General features: G+C 40.5%; 12 protein-coding genes, 2 tRNA genes and 1 rRNA gene. 7 read left to right on the top strand and 8 right to left on the bottom strand.

Annotation, left to right across the window (positions count from 1 at the left end):
* Positions 1–886: 886 nt before the first annotated feature.
* The 3 genes from GFK82_RS03185 to fumC all read left to right on the top strand — a co-directional run bounded on the left by GFK82_RS03185 (position 887) and on the right by fumC (position 4,185).
* Positions 887–2,428 (top strand): 16S ribosomal RNA (locus tag GFK82_RS03185).
* Positions 2,429–2,482: 54 nt separating this feature from the next.
* Positions 2,483–2,558: transfer RNA gene (locus tag GFK82_RS03180), tRNA-Glu, on the top strand.
* 238 nt (positions 2,559–2,796) lie between these two features.
* Entirely contained in the window at positions 2,797–4,185 is a 1,389-nt protein-coding gene (fumC, locus tag GFK82_RS03175; protein WP_226810570.1) for a class II fumarate hydratase, read from the top strand.
* A 42-nt stretch (positions 4,186–4,227) separates the two neighbouring features.
* Here the strand turns inward: fumC and folD are convergent, their stop codons facing one another.
* Positions 4,228–5,085 (bottom strand): bifunctional methylenetetrahydrofolate dehydrogenase/methenyltetrahydrofolate cyclohydrolase FolD, encoded by an 858-nt coding sequence (gene folD / locus GFK82_RS03170; protein ID WP_226810567.1) that lies wholly within the window; start codon positions 5,083–5,085, stop codon positions 4,228–4,230.
* Positions 5,086–5,282: 197 nt separating this feature from the next.
* On the opposite strand from folD, the gene GFK82_RS03165 reads away from it, so the two are divergent.
* A tRNA-Arg gene (locus GFK82_RS03165) sits at positions 5,283–5,359 on the top strand.
* Positions 5,360–5,676: 317 nt separating this feature from the next.
* Here GFK82_RS03165 and yfbR read toward each other — a convergent pair.
* A complete protein-coding gene (yfbR, locus tag GFK82_RS03160) occupies positions 5,677–6,261 on the bottom strand; it encodes a 5'-deoxynucleotidase (RefSeq protein ID WP_226810566.1) in 585 nt (194 codons plus the stop codon).
* A 1,463-nt stretch (positions 6,262–7,724) separates the two neighbouring features.
* On the opposite strand from yfbR, the gene GFK82_RS03155 reads away from it, so the two are divergent.
* Positions 7,725–8,621, top strand: coding sequence for a sugar glycosyltransferase (locus GFK82_RS03155; protein ID WP_226810564.1), 897 nt, complete (start codon positions 7,725–7,727; stop codon positions 8,619–8,621).
* Positions 8,605–9,807 carry an O-antigen ligase family protein gene (locus tag GFK82_RS03150; RefSeq protein ID WP_226811296.1) on the top strand — a complete coding sequence of 401 codons (1,203 nt, stop codon included), beginning with the start codon at positions 8,605–8,607 and terminating at the stop codon, positions 9,805–9,807. Before GFK82_RS03155 ends, GFK82_RS03150 begins: the two co-directional genes overlap by 17 nt.
* Here GFK82_RS03150 and GFK82_RS03145 read toward each other — a convergent pair.
* Positions 9,761–10,723, bottom strand: a complete 963-nt coding sequence (locus GFK82_RS03145; RefSeq protein WP_226810563.1) for a polysaccharide deacetylase family protein — start codon at positions 10,721–10,723, stop codon at positions 9,761–9,763. The two genes, GFK82_RS03150 and GFK82_RS03145, sit on opposite strands and share 47 nt — an antisense overlap.
* An 834-nt stretch (positions 10,724–11,557) precedes the next feature.
* Here GFK82_RS03145 and GFK82_RS03140 point away from each other — a divergent pair.
* On the top strand, positions 11,558–12,661 hold the full coding sequence (locus tag GFK82_RS03140) for a glycosyltransferase (protein ID WP_226810561.1): 1,104 nt from the start codon (positions 11,558–11,560) through the stop codon (positions 12,659–12,661).
* 649 nt (positions 12,662–13,310) lie between these two features.
* On the opposite strand, the gene ilvD is transcribed toward GFK82_RS03140, so the two are convergent.
* The 5 genes from ilvD to GFK82_RS03115 all read right to left on the bottom strand — a co-directional run bounded on the left by ilvD (position 13,311) and on the right by GFK82_RS03115 (position 18,315).
* Complete coding sequence (ilvD, locus tag GFK82_RS03135) at positions 13,311–15,161, bottom strand: dihydroxy-acid dehydratase (RefSeq protein ID WP_226810560.1); 1,851 nt, start codon at positions 15,159–15,161, stop codon at positions 13,311–13,313.
* Between the two features lie 57 nt (positions 15,162–15,218).
* Positions 15,219–16,151, bottom strand: a complete 933-nt coding sequence (locus GFK82_RS03130) for a branched-chain amino acid transaminase (protein ID WP_226810555.1) — start codon at positions 16,149–16,151, stop codon at positions 15,219–15,221.
* Between the two features lie 45 nt (positions 16,152–16,196).
* Positions 16,197–16,430 (bottom strand): acetolactate synthase 2 small subunit, encoded by a 234-nt coding sequence (ilvM, locus tag GFK82_RS03125; RefSeq protein ID WP_226811295.1) that lies wholly within the window; start codon positions 16,428–16,430, stop codon positions 16,197–16,199.
* A complete protein-coding gene (gene ilvG, locus GFK82_RS03120; protein WP_226811294.1) occupies positions 16,427–18,073 on the bottom strand; it encodes an acetolactate synthase 2 catalytic subunit in 1,647 nt (548 codons plus the stop codon). Before ilvG ends, ilvM begins: the two co-directional genes overlap by 4 nt.
* A gap of 140 nt (positions 18,074–18,213) precedes the next feature.
* A complete protein-coding gene (locus GFK82_RS03115) occupies positions 18,214–18,315 on the bottom strand; it encodes an IlvGEDA operon leader peptide (RefSeq protein ID WP_226810553.1) in 102 nt (33 codons plus the stop codon).
* Positions 18,316–18,553: the final 238 nt, after the last annotated feature.

Raw genomic sequence — 18,553 nt, 5'->3', positions numbered from 1 at the left:
AGAACTGGAATTCCAATTCAATCATTAAGATGCACTGCGCTACATTTTTAGGATATGTATAGAAACCACATACAGTCGTTTTTTCTCGCATGTATTTCTGAAAAACGAAGGTAAATCACAATCAAATAAGCAAAGAGCGCGATCAACATAAAATGTTGTTGCGTAATGTAAATCAAGTGCTCCTCCATGCTGATCCCAAAAAATACTGCTCTAGTCTAAGGAATTACAATATCTAAAAAACGGGATGCGTAGTTTTAAGAGTTAATGATTTTGTAAAATTCATCTGGTAAAACTATTCTTTTATATGTTGATGAAACGTTGGAGGTTAAACCACTGTAAGGATGCCTTTAATCAAGATTAACTACTATACTACTAGTAGTTGACTACTAGTAGTATAGTAATTGACTCTTTTTTAGAGTCATTAGGATTTATACAAGAATCACGGGGGAGGAAAGTTGCTGCAAAAATCAATATGTGATTATCCATTAGTATTTTTTAGGATTGCCATTGTGTGTTTTATTGCGGTTGCTTTATATTTAGATGGTTAGAATTTTTATATGTAGGTCTCTTGCTACCTGAAGAAAAAATCCATATACTATGAAACCAGTACTTTTTGTACTGATTCACTCGATTAAATCAGTTAAGTAATGAAATGAGAGTTGATGTGATTAAATAAAAGCTTGACTTGTATACCAGGAAGATTTAAACTTATATAAAGTTTGGGAGTGTGAAAGACAACATTTTCAATCTTGCTCTTTAAAAATTTATCAGACAATCTGTGTGGGCACTCACGAAATAGTATCAATAAGTAACACTTAAAGTCTTGAAGAATACTAAATCGGTATATGTACACATACCGATTTTATCTCTTTGAGCATCAAGCTTTCAATTGAAGAGTTTGATCATGGCTCAGATTGAACGCTGGCGGCAGGCCTAACACATGCAAGTCGGGCGGCATCGGAAAGGAGTTTACTTCTTTGCCGGCGAGCGGCGAACGGGTGAGTAATATCTGGGGATCTACCCAATGGAGGGGGATAACTACTGGAAACGGTAGCTAATACCACATAATATCGAAAGATCAAAGTGGGGGACTTTCGGGCCTCATGCCATCGGATGAACCCAGATGGGATTAGCTTGTAGGTGAGGTAATTGCTCACCTAGGCGACGATCCCTAGCTGGTCTGAGAGGATGGCCAGCCACACTGGAACTGAGACACGGTCCAGACTCCTACGGGAGGCAGCAGTGGGGAATATTGCACAATGGGGGAAACCCTGATGCAGCCATGCCGCGTGTGTGAAGAAGGCCTTCGGGTTGTAAAGCACTTTCAGTGGGGAAGAAGGCGATAGTCTTAATAAGACTGTCGATTGACGTTACCCGCAAAAGAAGCACCGGCTAACTCCGTGCCAGCAGCCGCGGTAATACGGAGGGTGCTAGCGTTAATCGGAATTACTGGGCGTAAAGCGTACGCAGGTGGTTTGTTAAGTCAGATGTGAAATCCCCGGGCTTAACCTGGGAACTGCATTTGAAACTGGCAGGCTAGAGTCTCGTAGAGGGGAGTAGAATTCCAGGTGTAGCGGTGAAATGCGTAGAGATCTGGAGGAATACCAGTGGCGAAGGCGGCTCCCTGGACGAAGACTGACACTCAGGTACGAAAGCATGGGGAGCAAACAGGATTAGATACCCTGGTAGTCCATGCTGTAAACGATGTCGATTTAAAGGTTGTGGCCTTGAGCCATGGCTTTTGAAGCTAACGCGTTAAATCGACCGCCTGGGGAGTACGACCGCAAGGTTAAAACTCAAATGAATTGACGGGGGTCCGCACAAGCGGTGGAGCATGTGGTTTAATTCGATGCAACGCGAAGAACCTTACCTACTCTTGACATCCAGAGAACTTAGCAGAAATGCTTTGGTACCTTAGGGGACTCTGTGACAGGTGCTGCATGGCTGTCGTCAGCTCGTGTTGTGAAATGTTGGGTTAAGTCCCGCAACGAGCGCAACCCTTATCCTTTGTTGCCAGCGATAAAGTCGGGAACTCAAAGGAGACTGCCGGTGATAAACCGGAGGAAGGTGGGGATGACGTCAAGTCATCATGGCCCTTACGAGTAGGGCTACACACGTGCTACAATGGTGCATACAAAGAGAAGCGATCTCGTGAGAGTCAGCGGACCTCATAAAGTGCATCGTAGTTCGGATTGGAGTCTGCAACTCGACTCCATGAAGTCGGAATCGCTAGTAATCGTGGATCAGAATGCCACGGTGAATACGTTCCCGGGCCTTGTACACACCGCCCGTCACACCATGGGAGTGGGTTGCAAAAGAAGTACGTAGCTTAACCTTCGGGAGGGCGCTTACCACTTTGTGGTTCATAACTGGGGTGAAGTCGTAACAAGGTAACCGTAGGGGAACCTGCGGTTGGATCACCTCCTTAACCTAAGTGATACGTTAAGTGATGTGTCCACACAAATTGTCTGATGCCTTTAGTGTCCCCTTCGTCTAGTGGTCTAGGACACTGCCCTTTCACGGCAGTAACAGGGGTTCGAACCCCCTAGGGGACACCATATCTATCCAGTCAAGTTTCAATACAAATTAAAATCCTAAGCCATGATAATAACTTCAACGCCATCTCAATCGCTTCTTATGAAGAGCTTGAGATGGCGTTGTCATATAGTTAAAAAATGAAGATTTGATACATATCTAATAGATGTTGTATTTGAGGTATGTGGAAAATAGCGCAGCAGAATTTCATTCTGTAATGGATATGCTTATTAAGCAGAAAATAAATATTAAGAGGTGATAATGGAAATCACTCGTGTTGAAAAAGATTCAATGGGGATAATTAGTGTCTCAGAAGATCATCTTTGGGGTGCCCAAACACAGCGCTCTCTCAAGCATTTTCGGATTTCCAGCGAAAAGATGCCTCCTGAATTTATTAGGGCCCTGGCACAAATTAAGCGTGTCGCAGCAGCAGTTAATCAGGATCTGGGTCTGCTTGACGCTAGGTATGCTCAAGCTATTATCTGTGCTGCGGATGAAGTTCTCAGTGGTAAATATCAGAGTGAATTTCCATTGTCTATTTGGCAGACCGGATCAGGCACTCAAACAAATATGAACATGAACGAAGTGTTAGCCAACCGCGCCAACGCGCTGTTAGGTGGGAATGGGCGCTTGGTACATCCTAATGATGATGTAAATAAAAGCCAAAGTTCTAACGATGTTTTTCCAACGGCTATGCATATTGCTTCAGTTATTGCTTTGCAGGAACATTTGCTACCAAATATAGCACTATTAAAGAATACCTTAACCATTAAAGCTAAAGACTTTTGTGATATCATAAAAATTGGTCGAACCCATCTTCAGGATGCTACGCCTCTAACACTGGGTCAGGAAATATCGGGTTGGGTGGCAATGCTTGAACACAGCGAGTGCCATATTAAGCAAACTATTCCGCATTTGTGCGAGTTAGCTCTGGGTGGCACTGCGGTAGGAACTGGTCTTAATACTCATCCAGAGTATGCGGTTCGCGTAGCAAACGCATTAGCAGAACTAATTGGACAGCCATTTATCAGCGCGCCAAACAAATTTGAATCTCTAGCGACCTGCGATGCCTTGGTGTACGGGCATGGAACATTGAAAGGACTAGCAGCATCGATGATGAAAATAGCCAACGATATTCGTTGGCTTGCTTCCGGGCCACGTTGTGGTATAGGTGAGATAAGGATTCCAGAAAACGAACCAGGTAGTTCTATCATGCCAGGTAAAGTGAATCCGACCCAGTGTGAAGCGATAACGATGCTCTGTTGTCAGGTTATGGGTAATGATACGGCGGTGAATATCGGGGGGGCGTCCGGTAATTTTCAGTTAAATGTTTACCGCCCCATGATCATCTATAATTTTTTACAATCAGTACGCCTCTTAGCAGATGGTATCAATAGTTTTAATCATTACTGCGCGATAGGGATTGAACCAAATCGTGACCGTATAGATTATTTACTGCATGAATCACTTATGCTAGTAACGGCGTTAAATGCTAAGATTGGTTATGATAAAGCCGCTGAAATTGCAAAAAAATCTCATAAAGAGGGGCTGACATTAAAGGTAGCAGCTCTACAGTTAGGTTATGTAACAGAAGAAGAGTTTAATGAATGGGTCAGGCCAGAAGAGATGCTGGGAAGCATGAAAAGGTAATCTCTTCCAAGGTTAGCTTTCAGAAAAATATTTTGATGAATATCATATATCGTGATAATTCTCACAAGCTTGTAGGGTATTGTGAAGCAGCATGGCTACCGTCATCGGACCTACACCGCCGGGTACTGGAGTGATATAAGCAGCGCGATCGGAGGCACTTTCATAGTCTATGTCACCGACAACTTTACCGTTTTTTAGACGATTGATGCCTATATCAATAACCACTGCGCCGGGTTTAATCCATTCTCCAGGAATAAATCCCGCTTTACCTACCGCTACTGCGAGTAGATCGGCATTTTCGATATGGCGCCGCAAGTCTCGGGTAAAACGGTGGGTAATAGTTACAGTACAGCCTGCCAACAATAGTTCAAGACTCATGGGACGACCAACGATATTAGAGGCACCAACTACAACAGCGTTTAAACCGATTATATCGATTCGATAATATTCGAGCAGCGTTAGGATACCCCGTGGGGTGCAGGGACGAAGAAGCGGTGCACGCTGACACAGTCGACCGACATTATAAGGATGAAAACCATCGACATCTTTATCCGGTACAATACGCTCCAGTATGCTAAGATTATCAATTCCTGCTGGTAAGGGAAGTTGCACTAAAATACCATCTATGCGATGGTCGGCGTTTAAACGGTCAATGAGCGCCAGTAATTCCGTTTGCGTAACCATACTGGAAAGATCATAGGAAAGCGAGAAGAAAGAGAGCTCCGAACAGGCTTTTCGCTTGCTGGAAACATAAATTTTTGAGGCGGGATCGCTTCCGACAAGCACTACTGCTAATCCCGGTGCGCGCTTACCTAATTTTAAACGTTCTTGAATGCGCTTGGCTATTTCATTGTTAATCTGTTGAGCAATGGTTTTACCATCAATTATTTTTGCTACCATCTGAATTGAAAATCCGTCAATGTAATTTAAATTTTATTAAGCTGAGGGCGATATTTTGGCAGAAGAATACCTGGCTGTCAGGTATAGAATGCATTCTAATACTGCACTAAATATCCATGAAAAGAAAAGTTATTGACTGAATCGTTTGCCTCCGTATAATCCACACTTCATTAACGAACGTAAATGAAAATGTTATTGCGTCCTTAGCTCAGTTGGATAGAGCAACGGCCTTCTAAGCCGTAGGTTACTGGTTCGAGTCCAGTAGGACGCACCATTACACTTCATGCATTGATCCATAAGATCCGATACTAATTTTATGTTATCAGTTAAGTTAAAATGTCATCTTGTTTAATAATTTTTAAAGAAAATTTGAATGACACTATCTTTTCGTTTCTTTCGATAGACTGAAATTTTTTATATTTCCCTAAAAATAACCTTGTATTGCATTTGTAAACTTGCTTGTCTGCTCTGTACCGATTGTTTTTATGCTTATCTATTAAGCATGAAAGAATAATAAGAAATTTGTAGTTTATCTTCGATCTGAAAAAGTGTTCCATGTAAGAAGATTGTAACATAAATCACTATCTAATTTTAGCTCATGTCATCTAGCGAAAGACTAAAGCTTAGAATAAACACATTCCTAAAATAGTCCATTGCTGGGGTACGTCGTTCTTTTAAGGTCTGTTTAAGACGTGATATCGCCGGGGTGAATTCAGTATTACCGGCGGAAATCTCTTCCAGACACTTCAGGTATGCACATAAGGCGTCAGCCTGCTTAATGATAGATTTTTCTTCCGGTAGATAATATCGATCATCGATAAGAAAGCGGAAATCTTCTCGTAGAACTTCAGGCATCATATCGATTAGTTTTTGTTGCGCGATTTTCTCAATATTTTTATATACATGAGTAATTTGGGTATTATAATATTTAATAGGTGTCGGCATATCCCCAGTGAACACTTCACTAGCGTCATGATACATCCCTAGTATCGCGATGCGCTCAGCATTCAGGTTCCCACCGAACAAACGATTGTTAATCAGCGCTAAAACATGTGCTACAAATGCTACCTGAAGACTATGCTCCGAGACATTTTCGATATGTATATTACGCATTAGCGGCCAGCGGTTAATAAGTTTTAATCGTGACAGATGGGCAAAAAAATGGCTTTGGGTCATAAGCGTTTCCAGAAAGACACAAAAATGAAAATACCATTTTGCGTACCCAGCGATGGTTATGCAAATTTCCTTTAGTCCTAAGAGATTAAAGTCGGAGTATAGGAGTGTGTTGCAATAAACGTTAAGTGATGTTGATTTAGTATCGCATCATATGCGAAGTATATTCTATAGGTTCAGTACAGAATCTTATGATTACAACAGATATCTTTTTTTTATTTTCGACTTATGTCTATTACTGCGTAAGTTTAATCCATGAGTCATAGGCGACTTTGCTAGGTACTTAGAATCAATGTTATGAGATTTTTTATCATGTTTCTGTCGTTGTTAGGGAGATAGTCCAGAATCGTTTATCTTCTATAAATTGTAGTTATAAAAAATCAATATGCTATACAGTTAACCATCATTTTATCCATCTTCATTGTTCAGCCTGATGTATGACTTATAGTGATAAAGGAAAATCCCTGAGAATGAACTATGATTATGAGCTATCTATAGAGAGAAGCACAGTTCTCTGCTGTAATTCATATAAAAGTAATGTGTTATTTATAAAAATTAATAAGTTTGATTTATTTGCATGGATACAATCAAATAATGTGATATTAAAGATGATATCCATAGTATATTTTATTTATAGACACTATTCTTACCGATTCGACATAATCGTGATTATTGCCTGGCATACAATACTTTTCACTCTCTAAATGATTTTCTAGAAGTTATATACGGTTTTCATATTCTTTAAATATAAAAGCACTATATATTGCTTTTGTGTTGTCGTGAAACAAGCGTTTAAAACATTAAATATAACCTTACAATGTTGCCTTTTCATCCACATGAATCACGTAACCTGATGATTTTTTTGTTTCTTTCTGTAAAATCCACCTTTAGCCAAATTCACTATATTTCTTTTGCGATCTAAATTAAGTATTTCTCATCACTATCTATTTTTTATCGAGAAGTGACTGAATAGGGGAAATTATTATTCATAATTCATTTTGGAGTTTATGAAAACTTTATGAAAAAAGAAAGCATAAATTCGATCTCTTGTATTCGGAGTTCAGTATGTCATTAATAAATATTAATGCGAATATAATTGTATGAAAATTGTTAGATGTAGTGATTTGATCAGTGTATCAAGATGCTTTATAAGATGACTACTTATTGATGAATAGTATGCGAAGATTAAATATTACTAATATTTTAAAATATACAATCAAGCATGGTCTCGATCAAGATTTATTAGTAATGGGATTACTTATCCTATAATATATTTATACACCATTATTCTTTATTGAATCTAAAGAAGTATTTTTTGATAAAATTGGTTGAAATTTATAATTTCATGGAGAGAGGTAACTCTGTTGAGAGAATAACGAACCGTCAAGTAATGTGAGGGGGGGGTCCATTTTCTGGATCTCTTACTGCCTTGGAAAGGTTAAATTCTATGGCATGGATACTGAAAAATGAGTGCGTTTTTTAAGCAAATTTATCGCTATACGCGACCGCGTACCTATCGGCATAATGAGAATCTTTGGCCATTTTGCCAAATTACTCGTGCTTCAAAAGGTGAGATTATTCAACTATGCTATAAGGGGAAGTTGGTTCCATTACTTAATTGGAATAATCATTTTAGTGGCGATGTACTTGTTACCGCAACTGGTCCCTCAATTAAGTCCATGGATTTTACTGCTATGCCTGCGATGACTGTGTTGGGAGTTAATGGGGCCTATACGCTGAAAGAGCGCCTAAATTTTCAACTATATATTATCGTAGATATGAGTTTTATGGATAAACGTGCTGATATTTTAAAAGAAATTATCGCTGATTCAGAATTGATTTTATTTACGACTTTGCATGGTATTGTTCGGATTATCGACCGTTTTACACTGGAAGCAGTACGCTGTCAGTTAGCGTTAATTGAAGACGCCTGTTATCGCATTTATCAACCTAGAGTATCTCTGAATGATATTAGATATCTCTTTTCCAAAGAGCCACACATCTACTTAAGTTCAGAAAACCCCAATATTGCTTTCACCACTGATATACGTAGTGGTGTATTTGATGCAGGCACGGTGGTGTTCTGGGCATTACAGATTTTACTGTTTTTAGGATTCACACGTTTTTATCTTGCTGGCCTGGATATGACAAATTTTCATCAGCCACGTTTTTATGAAAGCGATTCCAATAAGATGCCGTCATCTCTGGAAAAAAAATTTAAATCACTCATCGTTCCCGCTTTTACGCTGGCTGGAGAAGTATTAAAAGAGAAAGGGATAAGGGTAAAAAACCTTTCATTATATAGTGCATTAAGTAATGATATTTTTGAAAAGGTGAGTATTCGTGATGCTTTTCAGGATTAGCTACTATGCTACTAAAGGATTCCAGGTTTCCTTTCTTTTTTTTATTTTTTTCAACGCTATTTTTTGTGGTTTTACACGTGTTAATAATCTATTTCATTTTTCTTCTCTGTGCTTGCTAATCATGCTAGTGGCAAATCCAGTCCTGCGAAGTCGACTTTTTGAGGACTGGCGGTTTAATAGAGGGCTATCAATAATTGCTTTGATGTTAGGCTACTTTTCCCTTACTACGCTATATCCCTTCAATTTTCAGTTATTCCTTTCTGAAATCATTCATGCTCTCTATTTACTATTGTTTATACTTATGTTTCGGATAATGACCCTTTATGGCCGTCGATTGAGTGTACTATGGGCCATGGCTTCAGGGATGCTGACGTTAGTGGGATTAACTTTTTTTTCAATCAATTTAAATACAATACTAAGTAATCGTATGCAGGATGGTTTCTTCGGCGCTCCATCTAATGTTATTGATTTGGCAGGTTATTTCTCTTTAGGTATTTTTGTTTTTTTGATAATTATACGTGAGACTGGCATCAGATGGCTCTATTTTCCTATCTCTCTGCTATTGTTAGCACTCCTTCTGACGCAAAGTCGGGGTCCCTTACTCGCTTTTGTCGCTTCTATGGTTGTTCTGGTGTTCTTACAATTAATAAAGCGAGAGTTTCATCTCTTAAAATTTACTTTACTGGGAGGTGGGGTGGTGATGTTGTTCTATATAACCCGTTGGGGTGATATAGTTTTTCAACGTATTGCAAACAGCTATCAGCAAAGTTTTATTCGTTTTGGAATCTGGCGCTATACGCTAGAGATGACGTCGCAAAAACCTTTTTTTGGTTGGGGTCTAGAGAAACAGCTTTCGTTTACCAATCTAATTGGCGATAAGATCACTACTACTCATAGTCTATATTTTTCAGCCTTGTTAAAAGGTGGTTTATTCGGTCTGCTTCTGCTTATGCTAGTAATGATATATGGATTTTTTATGGTTAGAAAGCACATTTCTTTTAACCAGGAGCTAGAAGGAGCGATATTTCTTTTTACGACAGGTTTTTACATTACCCAGGGCATGTTTATTATCAGCAATCCCGGTGTTTCCTGGAATATATTTTGGTTTCCGGTATCAGTATTACTAACGTTGCCGTCGATTACATCAACTGATGTAATCGCTGCTGATAATATTGCGCTAGAGTGATACCAATTGCCCGTTGTTGAACCCAATCGAATAGGTGTTCTAGATCACGATACAATTTTTCAATGTCGGCAGTATTTTTTGCAACCGGACTGCCGCCTGGCATCAATTCAAATGAATGTAACATAAATTCAATATAATCACTCCCAGAGGCTAGGCTTTTTTCTGCAATTTGGCACATTTTTATAGCATTATCACCAGTAGGCCTGAGCCATTGAACCGAGGGGCCTCGTTTTTTTCCACGTAGGCGATCGTAACTTTGACTGATTGCATTCATCCATGGGGAATGTTTGTCACGGGTAGTCATCGGAACTTCTAGAAGTTTTGAATTTCCTGGACGTACAATATTGTTAAGATCGATAAAATAGGCATGATCTGGGAAATGACGATAATTACTTCCACCTGACCCTGTAGGTGAGCCGGGAGAGTGACGCCAATCTACTCGAGGGGTAACGGAACAATCTACTTGATAGCCTAACGCAAGTAGCATATGAGCATAGCATTCGTTAAATGCCCATCGGCCAGCGCGATGACTCAGCATTTTTTTCTGAAAAGTGTCTTCTAGATGTTTCGTCATAAATAAAATTTTTTCTTGCATAATGGCTTGAGGATATTCAATTAGGTACGGTTTATATCGTCCATCGTTTCCAGTAAGATCATAACTTGGAGGGCTATTCCAAGCATGAAGATGCATTCCGATTTCTGCGCTATCGCGCGCTATAAGATCTCGAGCAAAATCGATAAATGCATCATCTATTGTCATTTCGTAATTAGTGAGATAAACCGGCTTGAAGCAATACTTTTCACATAAACGCTGGAAGCGTGGAAGAAAACGAGCATTCTTAGTGGTGATATGATGGTTTTGAAAGAGGGTATCTCCTTCTGTATCTATAGTAATAATAAAAGCAGGAGTGGTCATATCGAAGTTAGTTTCAAGAGAGAATAATCTCTATGTTACTCACTCACTATTAACCGCACAAACTGAATTTTTCGCGATCAGTCACTTATTCCGTACTTTTTATAAAATAGTGGTAATGAGGGAGATACTGGATGATAAAAAATCATGAGGTTCTATCTCAATACTTTAATTGAGAATAATACCCAAGATCAAGATATCTTGGTGTTTAAACATAGATATCCTTCTTGTTTTTATGAGCGCTACTATGTCTGTTCAAAAAGAGATTAAGGCATCTTTATGAGTTATATTATGCATCTTATTAGATAATCGGGCGTATTAATAAGCGTATTTTTATATGTTATAGTATCTCAGTTAGATTTGGATTTTTTACGTATGCATGAAGTGAAGATAGCAAAAAGGTTTTATATTAGATGTAGATCTGCAGTCTCGTGCAGAAATTCTAACGAAGACTTTACAAGTTTATTTTTATTGATATGTAACCTGTGACCATATTAATTTTGATGTACTCTTGAAATTAAGTGTGTTATCGATACCGTGCTGTTTTCTAATCTGAGATGATATTTTCTGTGACTTGATTATGTATCAAGGACTGATGTCAAATGATAAGGTAATTGGTAGAGCGTTTTTAACATTTTAAACGTATTTATATAAAGATACATGAATTCAACTCCCTCTTTATAGAGGGTAAACTCATGTTATTATCGATTTATTTATATCAATAATAAGGAAATATTTTCATCTATGGAAAGAGTTTAGAAAACTGTCATAGAGATATGAGGTAGGGGAAACGAAAGAATAAACAATACCCTATATTAATATATAGTGAAAAATTTTATGCGTATATTAATGATTATTGATGGTTTGCCCGGTGGTGGAGCAGAAAAAGTATTGCTAACCCTTGCGCAGGGATTAGCACAGCAAGGGCATCAGGTATCAATATTTTCACTGAGAGCTGTGTGTGATTATGTATTACCAGCAGGTATTGAATATCAAATTATTCCTCATGATCCTCATAGCACCTGGAAAAAATTGAGGGAGCTCTCGTATCGAGCGCGGGCGTTAGATATGGCAATACTGACCGCGCAACAGAGTAACGGTGTGTTTGACGTGGTTTTTTCTCATCTGCATAAAACTGATCGTATTGTATTGCGAAGTCGTGTTATTTCACCAGAGCGTATCTGGGTGTGTCTGCATACAATATTTTCCTCAGGTTATTTAAGCCATCGAAAGGGTTTTTTTCATTGGCTGAAGCGAAAGAAAATTCATGCGCTCTATCAAAACCGAAATATCATTGCTGTTTCGCATGGGGTTTTAGATGATATGCTCCATACTTTTAAAGTAAAACCGCGTCATGCCGAGGTAATTTATAATCCCTTTGATTTTTCTGCTATCCGCCGGTTATCTGAAGCTCCCTGTGAATTAGATGGTCAAGATTATTTGATTCATGTTGGTCGTCTGCATAAAAATAAGCGCCAGGATCGACTATTGCGAGCTTACGCTGATAGCGACATTCAGGCACCGTTAGTGATTCTTGGAAAAGGTAGCGATATTATAAGGGGGTGTCTGCAATCTTTAGCGAAGGCTCTGAAAATTTCAGAGCGGGTGATATTTAAAGGATTTGATCCTAATCCATATCCTTATATTCGTCATGCCCGTATGTTGATTTTAAGCTCCGATAGTGAGGGATTCGGTAATGTTCTGGTAGAATCTCTGATTTGTCATACGCCGGTAGTCAGTACTCGCTGTCTCGGTGGTCCTGTGGAAATTTTGCATGGTGATTTGTCTGCTGGGCTAGCAAATTTAACTAGTGATTCTCTTGCGAAAACCATGCGGATAATATATAACAATCCACCGTTAATTGTATCTTCCCATCTCCAACTCTATGAAATCGAAACGATTTGTCAACAATATATCGCTCTAGCGAAAATCAGCACCTGATGTAACTTTGTATTAGAGACTTTTATTAAATCATAAACTTATATGGTTATATTATAATGTAAAACGCAACCTGATGTAATTATGGATTCTTTAAAGTTTGCTATATGATAGATTTGTATATTTTGTATATGGTGACAAACGCCGCTTTTATCTATTTTTTCTCCTTTTAGGAGAAGGATGGTGTATGTAGATATGTAGATTTAAAAGATATCACCCTATTTATTAACTGTATCGAAGATACTAAATTCTAATCAAATGGTTAACCACATCTCACTAATTCTTTTCTAGATACTTGATATATCTCTCGATTTAAAAACATTAATCGTAATTAATTGGATATCAGAGTATATATTAAGAATATACTTTTAAGTGTTGAGCGTTAGATTTTTAAGTAATGTTGAAAGCATTCTATCGAATTTTCTTCGGCATTATACGCCTCTACCTATAAATAAACAAAATATATATTCAAAAGAATTTTTTCTGTCTATTTTGCATTTATGCTTATTGCATAAGAAGCAGAGCTTGGTTTATATGTTTTGATAAAAACTTACAATTATATCAGTAATTCTAAATCATGTTAAATATTGAAAGTAACTTTGCACGTGGATGATGAACAGATTCTTATCGCTAAAGCGATAAGGGAAGAGAATTATTCTCTTAGTTTTTCTTTATCCCGCACCGCGCCTTTATCCGCGCTAGTGGCTAAACTGGCATACGCCTTCAGGGCGAAGGATACCTGACGTTTGCGTGAGATTGGTGTCCAAGCCGCATTACCACGCGCTAATTCACTCTCCTGTCTCGCCGCTAGTTCTTTATCAGTAATCGCGAGCCTGATACTGCGCTCGACAATATTGATATGGATAATATCCCCATTTTGCACTAGCCCAATTAAGCCGCCGCTAGCAGCTTCTGGTGATACGTGCCCGATGGATAATCCCGACGTTCCACCGGAAAAGCGGCCGTCGGTAATAAGAGCGCAGCTTTTACCTAATCCCATAGATTTAAGGTAGGTAGTAGGATATAGCATTTCCTGCATGCCTGGCCCGCCTTTCGGACCTTCATATCGGATAACTACGATATCACCGGCAACTACTTGCCCTCCCAGTATCCCTTGAGAAGCGGCCTCCTGACTTTCATATACTTTAGCGCATCCACAAAAAACTAGGCTGCCTTTATCGACACCGGCAGTTTTCACGATACACCCATCTTTTGCAATGTTACCATATAACACAGCCAGCCCTCCATCCTGGCTATAGGCGAATTTATGAGCGCGGATACATCCGTTCTGACGGTCCTTATCAAGTGATGGCCAGCGAGAGTTTTGGGAAAACGCTTGAGTGGTGCGAAGACCCGCCGCTCCTGCGCTATACATGTTTTTTACTGCTTCATCTGCGGTGACCATAATATCGTAGCGCGTTAATGTTTCTGGTAGAGACAGTCCAAGCACATTATGTACATTTTGATGCAATAGATGGCTGCGATCTAGTTCGCCTAAAATACCCATTACACCGCCAGCGCGGTGAACGTCTTCCATATGATATTTTTGAGTGCTAGGGGCGACTTTACATAAATGGGGAACTTGACGTGATAGACGATCGATATCGGCCATCGTAAAGTCTACTTCGCCTTCCTGTGCTGCAGCTAAAAGATGGAGTACAGTGTTAGTAGAACCACCCATAGCAATATCTAGGGTCATAGCGTTTTCAAAAGCCGCTTTATTAGCAATGCTGCGAGGAAGAGTGTCAGGATTATCCTGATGATAATAGCCTTGAGCTAATTCTACAATACGTGAACCTGCATTTAAAAACAGTTGCTTACGATCAGCATGTGTTGCAAGTAGTGAACCGTTTCCTGGTTGAGAAAGACCTAGCGCCTCAGTTAAACAGTTCATCGAGTTGGCAGTAAACATTCCAGAGCACGATCCACAGGTTGGACAGGCAGAGCGTTCTGTCTGATTACTCTCTTGATCGGAAACGTAAGGATTAGCACCCTGAATGATAGCATCTATTAAATCCAGCTTGATAATATCCGTTGATAGCTGACTTTTACCCGCTTCCATCGGACCACCGGAGATAAAAATAACCGGTATGTTTAGGCGCATTGCTGCCATTAGCATCCCGGGTGTGATTTTATCGCAGTTAGAAATACATACCATGGCATCGGCGCAGTGGGCATTAATCATGTATTCGACTGAATCAGCAATAAGATCACGTGATGGCAATGAGTACAACATGCCGCCGTGTCCCATTGCAATTCCATCATCTACTGCGATAGTATTAAACTCTTTACCTACTCCCCCGGAAGCTTCGATTTGTTTAGCAACCAATTTTCCTAGATTTCGAAGATGCACGTGCCCCGGTACAAATTGCGTGAAGGAATTGACGACGGCGATAATTGGTTTAGTGAAATCATCATCATTCATTCCAGTAGCGCGCCACAGAGCTCGAGCGCCAGCCATGTTACGGCCTTGTGTGGTGGTGGCAGAACGGTACTTTGGCATGTTTATCACTCCAGTGATTCAGATAACCAGGGCAGTCACGAAGCCCTGAAAAAGTTTTTATAACTGCATGACCGAATCTAGCCAGCCCCATTGATCTTTAGTGTTTCCGGTAAAGAGCCCAAAGAATGCCTGCTGTAGCTGTTTAGTGATTGGCCCGCATTTTCCAATACCAATCTTAATGCCGTCAACACTACGCACTGGAGTTATCTCGGCGGCGGTACCGGACATAAAGATCTCGTCAGCTAGGTAGAGGGATTCTCGGGATAAAATTTGTTCTCGGACTTTTAGTCCAGCTGCGATGGCTAATTTGATAATAGCGTCTCGTGTAATACCCGGTAGCGCGGAAGAAGTGAATGGGGGCGTGAGCAAAATGCCATCTTTTACCTCAAAGAGGTTCTCTCCCGCCCCTTCGGAAACATAACCATGTACATCGAGCGCAATCCCTTCCTGATAACCATGGCGCCGGGCTTCACTACCCACTAGCATAGAGGAGAGGTAATTTCCACCAGCTTTAGCTGCGGTGGGAATAGTATTGGCCGCAGCGCGATTCCATGAAGAGACCATTGTATCGATCCCGTGTTCTAAGGCTGCTTCGCCTAGATAAGCCCCCCAAGGAAATGCAGCAATCATCACATCAGTGCTATAGTTTGTCGGTGGATTGACACCCATCCCAACATCTCCAATAAATACCAGAGGCCGGATATAGGCACTAACTAGTTTGTTTTTAAGTATTACCTCATGAGTAGCAAGCATTAACTCATCGACTGTTTGCTTAATTGGCATGCGATAGATTTTAGCCGAATTATGTAGTCGCTCCATGTGTTCACGATGACGAAATACTACTGGGCCTTTAATCGAATCGTAGCAACGTATACCTTCAAAGACTGATGATCCGTAATGGAGCGCATGCGACATTACATGGACTTTGGCTTCTTCCCACGGAACCATTTCACCGTTAAACCAAATAAAATCAGCTTTTTTCATCGTCATTTCGTCTTTCCTTACTCGGTTTTAGGCACGTATTCTTTGTAATGTTCATTGCTGGATCTCGACATAGGAAATATCTATGAGCTTGCTTAATTGTGCAGACAGTAAGTTTACTGAGCGCTTGCTGGAAACGGTTAAATGAATATGTATATTTTCATTATTTTGACACTGTGTCATGTTTAATGCATAGAGCTCAAAACCGCGGTGGCGGACAACCCGTAAAATACGTTCAATGACTTCCGGGCGAAAGCGTGCTTGAATGGAAAGGGAATGTTGCATTATGATGATTTCTCCAGCATGGTTTCATTACCGGCACCGGGTGGTACTAGCGGCCAGACATTATCTAGCGCATCAATAGAGACATGTAGCAGGAATGGTCCTGGTTGGGTAAATAGGGTTTTAAGCGCCTGTGCAATTTGCGCTTTCCGGGTAATATGTAGACCAGGAATATCAAAGGCACTAGCCAGTATGATGAAATCAGGGTTATCAGTTAAGGTGGTTTCGCTATAACGTCTATCAAAAAATAGTTGTTGCCATTGACGGACCATACCTAGGCGTTGATTGTCTAGTAGAACGATTTTAAGTGGTAACTGTTTTCGTTTAATCGTGGTTAGTTCCTGCACATTCATCATGAAGGAACCATCACCGGAAATGCAGATGATCGTATCTTCTGGCCGGGCAATTTGTGCGCCGATTGCGGCAGGAATACCAAACCCCATTGTTCCTAGTCCGCTAGAAGTAATGAAGTTCTCCGGTCTACTAAAGCGCATATGCTGAGCTGTCCACATTTGATGTTGCCCTACATCAGTGGTCACAACAGCATTATCAGGCGCACAATCGCTGATTGCGCGCAGTAACGCCGGAGCATAAATGTCTTCACTCGGATAATCATAGCGATAGCAATACTGTGCCTTCATCGCCTGGGTTTCAAGACGCCAGCTGTCGATCGATAACGGTTGCATTAGAGCTGGTAACAGAGTATTCAGATTTCCCAGTAGTTTGATATCCGCATGACGCAGTTTGCTTAATTCTGCAGGATCAATATCTAGATGGAGAACTTTTGCATGGGGGGCGAAAGTTTTCAGGTGGCCGGTCACACGATCATCGAAACGTGCACCGATTGCAATCAATAAATCACAGGCCTGTACTGCTAGATTGGCAGCTTGATTACCGTGCATGCCTAGCATCCCTAAATAGCACGTATCGTCGAGGTTTGGCGCGCCAAGGCCTTTCAGCGTTACTACGCTAGGGATGCCGGTTTTACTTATCAACTCCCGCAATGCTGGTACCGCACCAGCCATACCAACACCTCCGCCGATATACAGAATTGGGCGGCGTGCTTGGTGTATGCTCTGACGAGCGCCTTCCAGATCACCCTGTATACTGCTCTCTTTTTCATGAAAACTTGCAACATGCGGCGATAGATTACTACCAGTTAGTTGAATATCTTTAGGAATATCAATAAGAACTGGACCTGGACGTCCATTAGTGGCGATATTAAAGGCATCGCTAATAATATTTGGCAATGAGTCTAAAGACTCGACAAGAAAACTGTGTTTAGTACAGGCCAGTGAGAGCCCTAGAACATCTATTTCTTGAAAGGCATCGGTGCCAATAAACGCTAATCCAACCTGTCCGGTGATTGCCACGATCGGCACTGAATCTAACAAAGCATCTGCTAAGCCAGTGATAAGATTTGTGGCGCCAGGACCAGAGGTGGCAATGCATACTCCCACTTTACCGGTAGCCCGTGCGTAGCCGATGGCTGCGATGGCTGCGCCTTGTTCATGACGGCATAGTAGGTGTTTAACTCCGCCATCGAAGAGCGCATCGTATACTGGCATGATGGCACCGCCAGGATAGCCGAAAACCATCCCAACACCCTGTGCCCGCAGCGCCTGCACTAGCCATTGAGCTCCGTTCATGATTAGTGCCCCGCCTTCATGCCGCAAGGACAGAACAATATGTTAATCTTCATTTTATGTTCTCCTGTCGCATTGATTCATGCCCAAAAAAAAACCCCGACCAGTTGGTGTGGGGGTTTTCTCTTGAGATTCCAACTTGTTTAGCAAGCTTTTCTTTGTCCAAGTGCAGCCCCGCATAGTGAGATAATCATCACCAATACGCTAATCAGGACTAAGTTAATCACTTGAATGAGGATTTTCATACATAAGTTTTATTATGTTTGATATTGAATGAATAGCTATGAACCTATCACAGTGAGTGTAATCTTGACAACTTTTTTCGTCATATCTGATATTATCCTCCTGAATCATTTTCTTTTTATCCACGAATCGATATTGGGTTATATGTAACAAAATATTTATATTGATAAATAATGATGTTATGATTTTAGTGGTTTGGTGATGAGGTACCAGTAATCCTACTGATAATAAATGTCTTAT

It is taken from the genome of Candidatus Steffania adelgidicola, assembly GCF_020541225.1.
GTDB classification, from domain to species: Bacteria; Pseudomonadota; Gammaproteobacteria; order Enterobacterales; family Enterobacteriaceae; genus Steffania; species Steffania adelgidicola.
Note: the sequence above shows the minus strand (reverse complement) of the source record. Positions and strands in the feature narration are given on the sequence as shown.